Below are 8,114 nucleotides of genomic sequence, written 5' to 3'. Positions count from 1 at the left end.
TTTTTCGTGTTCAGATGATATTGCTATCTCTATGGCTATTATGCCTTTTTCTGTTTCAATTCCAACATCTAAAAACTTGCTGTTGAGATTTTTCTCGATTTCAGTTTTATATCCCTGCTCTTTAAAATGAGCAGATATTTTGTTCTGCCAAAAACCATGTTCAAATCCTGCGCCTCTTCCTGTTTGTTTTTTGCCTTTAACTCCTAAAATTTCCTGTCCTGCTTCTGTCATAACCAGAAATTTTGTTAATCCGCCTCTTCCGCCTAAATTTATCTGCTCTATTTTGCATAACTGCTTTCTTATCAGCTTTTTCATTATTCCATTGCCTTTGCCTGCTGATAAATCAAGATTTTCATAGTGCTGTGTTATTGAGCTATAGGGATGGATATATATGTTCATAAGAAAAAGTTTTTCATCCTCAGAAATTTCCTTCTCTGGATTTTCTTCTGCTTCTTTTGATTCCTGCCCTACAATAACTGTCTTTTCCTCTTCCTGATTAAAACCATACTCTGCATTTATTTTTTCAAGCAAAGGCTTCATGTGATTCATTATTTCTTCATTGCTCACGTTCTTATCAATGGGATAAGGAATAAACTGCACGAGAAAAGGCTTGTCATATCTTCCTGCCAGTCTTATTATTGCCTGCCCGGGTGCAAGCGAGAAATTGCTTCCCATCTGTTCTTTTGTTAATCCCATTGATTCCCCGAAGTGCCTGAGATTATAACCTTCAGAAAGGCTCAGTAAAATTCTCGTGTAAACATTCTTTATTGAATCAGAAATTGCATCAGGAATCTGGCATGAGCAAACTAATCCTAACTGAAATTCCCTTGCCTCCCTTGCCATTGAAGTTAAAGTTAAACCGCCTAACTGTCTTTCAAGATTTTTATCAAAAATCTCATTTCCCTCGTCTATAATTACTAATACCGGCTTCTGCTTAATTCCTCTTAAATTGTTTGCAATCCTGTGCTGGAAAACGCTTGAAAGAATAAGAGAGGATAGATAAATAGTGCCTTTGTTTCCAAGATTATCAAGCTCTATCACAACGTTATAATCATTAAGCAGTTTTTCGATTCTGTAGCCTTTCCTGTGCTTAAATACATTTCCCATTTTTACCATTATTGAAGCTAACCTGTTTAATGCAGATTCACGATATCTTGCTGTTCTGGTAATCAATGCCTCTTTCTTACTTCTTATCAAGTAATAGAGATCAAAAAGAGTCGGCTGCGGGTTTTTATCATAGAGCCAATTTAAATGCTCAATTAAATAGTTATTTGTTCCGTCATAAATAGCATGAGCTTCTGATGTGATGTCTGCAAAGTTTGTTATATGGCTTATGTTGTCAATTCCTTCTGGTGCTTCCAAAGGATTCCATTTGAAGTTTTCGCTGTCAGCGCGGAAAACCAGAGTATTAGGAATCTTTCTTATTAAATGCCTGTAATCCTTTTTTATGTCGAGAATAAGGCAGTGGATTCCCAATTTATTGGCCCTGTGGATTATGTTGTAAGTAGTGGTTGTTTTTCCTGCTCCAGGCCTGCCAGCTATTAAAGTGCCCTGCATAAGCTCGTAAACATTAAGCCCAAATATTGCCATTGTAGGGCACAAGCCGAGTTTTATTTCGCCATCAACTTCATTATTCCGGGGGCATGGCATAAAAGGATCTGGATTTAGGGCAGTATCATTGAGATAAGGCCCTAATATTCTCATAAGTTGCTCTAGCCTTTCCTTGCTCGGATTGTGTGCGAGAGAAGAAAGCAAAGACATAACTCTCGGGTTTCCATCCAAACCGAGTTTGGAAACTATTTGTGTTAATTCAATAATATCAATCTTTTCGGATTTCATATGCCTTTATCCTGTGTCTTATTACTATTGTTAGAAGTAGCCAGCACCAGAAGCAAAATTTATTATTCCTCTTTGTTTTTGCACATCTGATACAAAGTGATTTTCCACAACGTGCACATCTGAAACTGTGATTGATACAAGGGGTTTTCCCGCAAATATCACATCTTGCCCCAATATTTTCTTTTTTCCCCATACATCCACAACTACATATCGAATTGTGGATTATTGTTTCGTCTTTTATGCTTCCATCTGTCTGAAGTGTTGAATTTTTTTCCACATCTGTTAGCACATCATCAACACTGCCAGAAATTATTTCCTGTGTTCTGCTTGATTCTATTCTCATTGAAGCGGAATTAATAATCTTTTGATGTTTTCCCTGGTCCTTGTTTCCGTTCATATTTCACCTCTCTTTCTATTTCCAGTTTCCAGATAATTTTGATTTCCCATTCCTTGTTTTAAAGCCAGGATTGTTTTATCCGGCAACAGTTTTGCCATTCTGGTTATGCCCTGCTTAAAATACTCAACTTCAACCTTAACAGACAACTCTTTTCTCGTTACTATCTTGGCAAGGAATTTCTGATCTGCATCATCTGTTCCTATTGCCATAATTTCAATTCCCATGCTTTTGGCTTTTTCTGCTGCTTTGAGTGTTTCTTTCTCATCATTAGGCTGTCCGTCTGTAACAATACAGATTATTCTTTCTCCTTCTAGGCCTGAAAGCTGTTCTATCACAAGATAAATAGCATCCTGCATATTTGTGTAGCCACTGGAATATATTTCTTCTACAGCAGCTTTTATGCACGAGATTTCGTGTTGTGGTTCAAGTAATAGTTCAGCTTCAGAAGCAAATGAAATCACGCCTACTGAATATCCTTTGTTTAGTGCTTCTATGGCAAAGCCGACTGCACCTTCTTTTGCCTGATTCATCTTGTTTTTATCGCCCATGCTCGTTGAGCCATCAATAAGTATAAGCACTCTTTTTCCAAAACCATTATTCAGTCTTAAAGGCATACCTGAACTATTAAGAAGTCGCTTAACATATGATTTTTGGCTGAATCTTTCGATTTCACTGTCGAATGGATCCCTTGCGATAATTTTTACAGTCATTGTATCCCTCCTTTTTTATACAAACTGTTTTTCCCTTTTCAGAATGTCATAAGCCCAGTTAATCTCTTTCATCATCTTGTCATCCCCGCCTTTGTCAGGATGCCAGAACATTGCCAATTTTTTGTATGCTTCTCTGATTTCGTCAGGAGTAGCGTTTAAAGACACGCCAAGAATCCTGCACGCTTTTTCCTCGTCTGTTTCTGTGTTTCCCCAGCTGTTTGACTGATTACCTGCTCCAGAATTTCCAGATTGTTTTAATCTCAGGATATCAGCGATAATCCCTTCCATTATTGCCTTGAAATCCTGCCATTTCCTGTTCTTCAGAATAAAAGCAAGATTCTCTGAAACCAGAGCCTGTGAAATCTGCTCAAGCTCTATCATTGAAGCCATATCTGAATTCTGAATCTCTTTTTTTGCCTCTGCGCAAAATTGCAGTGCCATCATGAATAGGTTATTCGTCTGATCCAAGTTAATCCGGTCTCCTGGACTTATAAAGAAATCAGCATTTTTTGTCAGAATTTTACTGAAAAATAAAATGAGATTAATTTTTTTCGGTGCTATAGCCATCACGAATCCTGACAGAAGAAAGCCGGTAAACACGCTCACTCCTGCAGGAACTCCTGCTGTATTCCCCCAAAACCACCATATATGTCTGTCAAAAGAGCCGTTGCTGTAAAGCCTGCTGAGAAAAAATAATGTGAGAAAAATGCCTGTGAGTGAACCCATGAATCTCATAAGACTTAAATCCAAGTAGAGGGCAGATTGAGATTCCTCATATTTCCAGAACCAGTGTCCTGTCTGGAAGTCTAATTTTGGTGTGTATAAATTTGTACTTGCCTGCGATTTCTTCAGCGTGTTAATCCTGTATTTGAAATAAACCATCTGGACCAAAAGCATAATGATTATGCTGAATATGCATACAGGCAGTATTGTTATACCAACCTGAAACAGGAGATAAATGAATCCTATAAGCAGTCCTAGCAAGAGAATGCCAGCGACAACAGCAAGAATAATAAGTATTGTTTTGACTGCGTTATCCATTTTTATATCTCCTTGTCAAGATCGTAATAAATATAATCCTTAGGATTCCAGATAGTACCTTCCTCTTTTGGAATTCTAGGCTTCGGCTTTTTTCCTATAAGAGTATCAGCAAGAGATTTCAAAAAGCCGATCAAATTAGGCGGATATTGCATAATTTCTCCTTTCTGATACTTCGATTAATTCTCTCTGCCTCTTTTTGCTCTCATCCATAATCAGTTTAAAGAGAATTTTCACGAATTCCTCATCGAGGGAGTATATTCCTCCTACAATTTGTCTCTTTCTTATAACCTCAGCTTCTCTTTCCGGCACATATATGGGCAAGCCCAGTTCGGCTTTAATTTCTCCAATTTTTTCGCTGGCTTGCATTCTTTCTGCGAGCAAATCAACAATCTTATAATCAACCTTGTCTATTACATATCGGTGTTTATTCAGCTTTTCCTGCCACTTTCCCTTTTTCCACATATTTCCTCCTTTCTTTCTATCTTTAATTTACAATTAACTCCTTTTCATTCCTTTCTTCTGCTGGCTTCTCTGTAAGTCCCTTTAACAAGTTGTAACATTCAAAGCAGAGTGGGAAACCGAGAATGACCTCGTCACACTTGATGTTAAGAATGTTTACGTCGAGAGATGTTGAGCGTATGCTGTCTGCGAGAAAAATACTTTTATCTTTTCCAGTTCTTTTGCAAAGATAACAGCCTAATTTTTCTCCTCTTTTGACTCTCTTATCGAATTCCTTTTTGGTGCAGCCGGTTAAAATTACTTTTTTCATCCTTCTCACCTTCCTTTTTATCTTTCACAAGTATTACGGTCAGAAATATTTCGGAAATGTTTCCTGTTTTGTTATTACTTAGCTAAAAAAGGCATGCCTGAAAGGATTTATAAATCCTGAATTTGTATTTTTTGAATGGAGAAATTGGAATATTTGACTGAGAAGGAAAAGACGTATTGTAAAAAGAATTTTTTAAAAAATCTCAACAGGAGATTGGGAAAGTGGGAAAAAGAATGTCAAAAACGAGGTGAAGTTGTTGATGATCCTGCAATAGAAGGAATGTTTCAGTCATTTTATGAAGAGAGGACAATTAATGATTCTTTGTCAGAAGAGATAAAAGAGATGTTCAAAGAAATTCATGGACCTTATAATATAGGATGCAGGCGTAAGGTTACATCTTTTGATTACGAACAAAGCAGAAGATATAACGGATCGTGGGAGAATGGGATAAAGATTCTGGAAGGAGATTAAGAGGAATTATTTGTTGTTATTTTAGTATTCCTTTAATTCTGTTGAGTTGGTGTTTTTGTCCTCTATATTTTCTATTTCTTCATCTACAAAAGGCATGTGTATTTTTATCTTGTTAATGTCTTCTCCAGTCCAGTTTAATTCTGAAAGAATCTCTTTTTCGGTTGGTTCATGTTCAAGTCTTTGGAAAAGTTTCATTCTTGCATTAAAGAATTTCCTTATGTCTCGCTGTATGTGTTCTGGAATTGATCTTTCTATTTCAATTATTGATGCTTGCGTTTTATATTTCAGAGTTATTATTAGGTATTTTTTTAGTTTATGCCATTCTGTAAATTCTGTAAGATCGGGCTTGTTCGCCACAAAATCCCACAAGCACAAGAGTACTTCATGCCTAATATCATGAAGAGTCATTCTTATTTCCTGATTTTTTATGTATGCATTTGCAAAGACTACTGTTTTTTCAATAACATCTTTGATTTCATCGGCAGTTACTAATTGCTTTAAAAAGGGGTTATCACCCAACTCCTTGGGGGTTCCTTCACCAGCAAATTTAATAAGTCTGATTATTTTGGAACAAACATTGTCTTCTTTCTTTATTGATTCTGTTTTTTTTGTTACGTCAACTTCTTTTTCGAGAATCTTTAATGATGGCTTAGTGAGAATGTCAAGATAATCGCAAAGTTTTTCATACTCCAACACCAGTTTCTCTAAATGAGGTTTTGCCTCTTGCCATATACCTTGCCATTTGTCTATCTCGCTATGTTTTTGTATGCAACTAATTGCTCCTTTTAGGTTATTCTCTTTTGAAGAAATAAGCTGATAAGCATCAAGTTCTAATTCTTTTGGTATTTCTATGCCTTGCCTTTTTACTTTGGCAAGCAACTCAACTCCTTCTATACATTCCGGATAGGTTTTTAACATATCTGTTATTTTATCTATAACATGTTTTCCTTCGCGGGATTCCTTATTGATAGATTCATATCTTTCTTTCAATTCCTCAAGATAAGATTTGATTACAAGATTTTTATTTAGACACCATAATCCGGTTGCCATTTTCTTTAAAACTATAGCCTCATGCCCAATTTTTTTGTTTAGCCTCGAAACCACAACGCGAAATTGTGCTTTTGGATTTTTTACACCCTTTTGCCATTTATGGAAACATATAAATCCATAGCACCATGGGATTTCATTACGCAGCACCAATTCATTTAGCAATAAAATTTCTGGTTTGGTTAACTCTTGCGAGATAGGAATTCCATTTACTTTTACATAACCTCTGCCTTCTTCCACACCAAGTTCCAGAGTTGGTTTTTTAATTTTCTCTTCTGGCTCTGGGGGTTTAATTCTTTCTGTATCTTTAAGTTTTTCAAGATATATCACTTCTGCGCCCTTGGAACCCCAACCCTGTTTTCTGGAGTTATAAATCACATCATATTCAAATGGATCTTCTGATTTTCCAAAAATAAATTTCCCGGGATTCATCTCGCAGGCAACTATAGCTGAGGAAGAGCCAGATAAAATAAAACTAAACGGAGATATTAATTGGCATTTAACATCTTTATACTCCAACGGTCCATCGTTAATCTTTCGTATCTTACGAATGATTGAGATAGAGACTTTTTCGTCTGGTTCAGAAAATAATTCAGAATAATCCCATCTAAACGCAGGAAATCCATAATCTTTAGACGTGAAGAACAATCTGGTGCATTGCTTAGAATATTCATTGATGGAATTTATAGGAAACTCTTTATCTGATTTATAAACAGGTATATCTTCTGTTTTTGAATAGGGACTAAAGAACTTCTTAAATTCATTATAAATTAAACATTCATAATCGATAATTTTTAATTCATGATTCATTCCCAATAAGGCAGCAAATACTGTTGCTCCGTTAGAAAAGAAATCTAATGCCCATCCTCGAGTAAAAATATTTATAAAAACAGAATCTGCAACGGCACCTTCTGGAAATTGCGTCCTTAAATCATTGAAAATTTTAAAGTAATTCTTACTCTTTCCAGAGGGATAAAACTCCAATGCGAGAAGAAGACCAATTGCAGTAGCGATAGCACTTGCTTCGTTCAAGGCAATATTGTACGGGATTTCTGACCACACTTTTATTTTAAAATAATCAAATTTAACCTTCTTTTTCCCTTTTTCAATTTCTTCCCATTTTCTAGAGGTTTCATTGAAGTTTTCCTTACCAAACATTGCAGGATAGACTATTTTTTTGTATATAAAAAATCTTTTAAATTTTTCAAAAAACATGGGAATGTAAATGGCCCTATCATTTTTATTAAGAAAGGATGGGTTTAAACTTATTATATTTGGATCTTCGTGAATCCCTTCCTTGTCATCGTTGGTTATTTCTTCATATTCAAACTTTTTAAAATTACCATTTTCTATCCCCGCATAAGCATAGAGAGGAATCGGCAAAAGTTTTGCTTTCTTTGAAAATCTGTCGCCTTCAATAAAAATAGAAGCAGGAGCCTTAGTAATATACTTACAGTTCTTGAAGAATTCTTCTCTGTTCATTTGATTTAATTTTACCACAAAGGAAACAGCCTAAAAGCATAATTCTGCTCTTGACCTAAATTGTTTAATCCCCATGCGAATCTGAAATCTCCCTAATTCCTCTCTGTTTTAATTCTCAAGAAGCATCTGCTTGTTTTTTTCTGTCCTTGTTCTCTTTGATATTCCACTTAACACCACAGAGCTAAGCATTTAATTTTTTCTGCCAGAGGCAATCCGCTCCAGAGGTTTAGCTCGGTTCGGTGAAAAAAATAAAAGCCGCTCTTTGAGGCAAGCCTCAGGTTATGGAAAATCAAATTCACTTCAAGTCAGAAAAAGAAGTCAATGGATGGCTTCTTGGAATCGTAAACTCCGAAGAGGA

Annotated in this window: 9 protein-coding genes; 1 reads left to right on the top strand and 8 read right to left on the bottom strand. The window is 35.9% G+C overall.

The window, feature by feature from the left end; all coding sequences use genetic code 11:
* From KKC91_05215 to KKC91_05185, 7 genes are all read right to left on the bottom strand, one after another.
* Positions 1-1,839, bottom strand: a 1,839-nt coding sequence (locus KKC91_05215; GenBank protein MBU0477947.1) for a DUF87 domain-containing protein, incomplete at its 3' end; no start/stop codon positions are given.
* Positions 1,820-2,236, bottom strand: a complete 417-nt coding sequence (locus KKC91_05210; GenBank protein ID MBU0477946.1) for a hypothetical protein — start codon at positions 2,234-2,236, stop codon at positions 1,820-1,822. The genes KKC91_05210 and KKC91_05215, both read right to left, overlap by 20 nt.
* Positions 2,233-2,946: a VWA domain-containing protein gene (locus KKC91_05205; protein MBU0477945.1), complete on the bottom strand. Its 714-nt coding sequence runs from the start codon at positions 2,944-2,946 to the stop codon at positions 2,233-2,235. Before KKC91_05205 ends, KKC91_05210 begins: the two co-directional genes overlap by 4 nt.
* Before the next feature lie 15 nt (positions 2,947-2,961).
* Complete coding sequence (locus KKC91_05200) at positions 2,962-3,234, bottom strand: J domain-containing protein (GenBank protein MBU0477944.1); 273 nt, start codon at positions 3,232-3,234, stop codon at positions 2,962-2,964.
* 755 nt (positions 3,235-3,989) lie between these two features.
* Entirely contained in the window at positions 3,990-4,139 is a 150-nt protein-coding gene (locus tag KKC91_05195) for a hypothetical protein (protein ID MBU0477943.1), read from the bottom strand.
* Positions 4,123-4,449: a chorismate mutase gene (locus KKC91_05190; GenBank protein MBU0477942.1), complete on the bottom strand. Its 327-nt coding sequence runs from the start codon at positions 4,447-4,449 to the stop codon at positions 4,123-4,125. Before KKC91_05190 ends, KKC91_05195 begins: the two co-directional genes overlap by 17 nt.
* A 22-nt stretch (positions 4,450-4,471) precedes the next feature.
* The gene (locus tag KKC91_05185; protein MBU0477941.1) at positions 4,472-4,756 is read right to left on the bottom strand and encodes a hypothetical protein; all 285 of its coding nucleotides are present in this window, start codon (positions 4,754-4,756) and stop codon (positions 4,472-4,474) included.
* A gap of 153 nt (positions 4,757-4,909) precedes the next feature.
* On the opposite strand from KKC91_05185, the gene KKC91_05180 reads away from it, so the two are divergent.
* On the top strand, positions 4,910-5,227 hold the full coding sequence (locus KKC91_05180) for a hypothetical protein (protein ID MBU0477940.1): 318 nt from the start codon (positions 4,910-4,912) through the stop codon (positions 5,225-5,227).
* Positions 5,228-5,248: 21 nt separating this feature from the next.
* Here the strand turns inward: KKC91_05180 and KKC91_05175 are convergent, their stop codons facing one another.
* Entirely contained in the window at positions 5,249-7,774 is a 2,526-nt protein-coding gene (locus KKC91_05175) for a hypothetical protein (protein MBU0477939.1), read from the bottom strand.
* Between the last annotated feature and the right edge of the window lie 340 nt (positions 7,775-8,114).

Source organism: bacterium (genome assembly GCA_018812485.1).
GTDB lineage: Bacteria > JAHJDO01 > JAHJDO01 > JAHJDO01 > JAHJDO01 > JAHJDO01.
The sequence above is the reverse complement of the archived record's forward strand: the minus strand, read 5'-3'. Positions and strand labels throughout refer to the sequence as shown.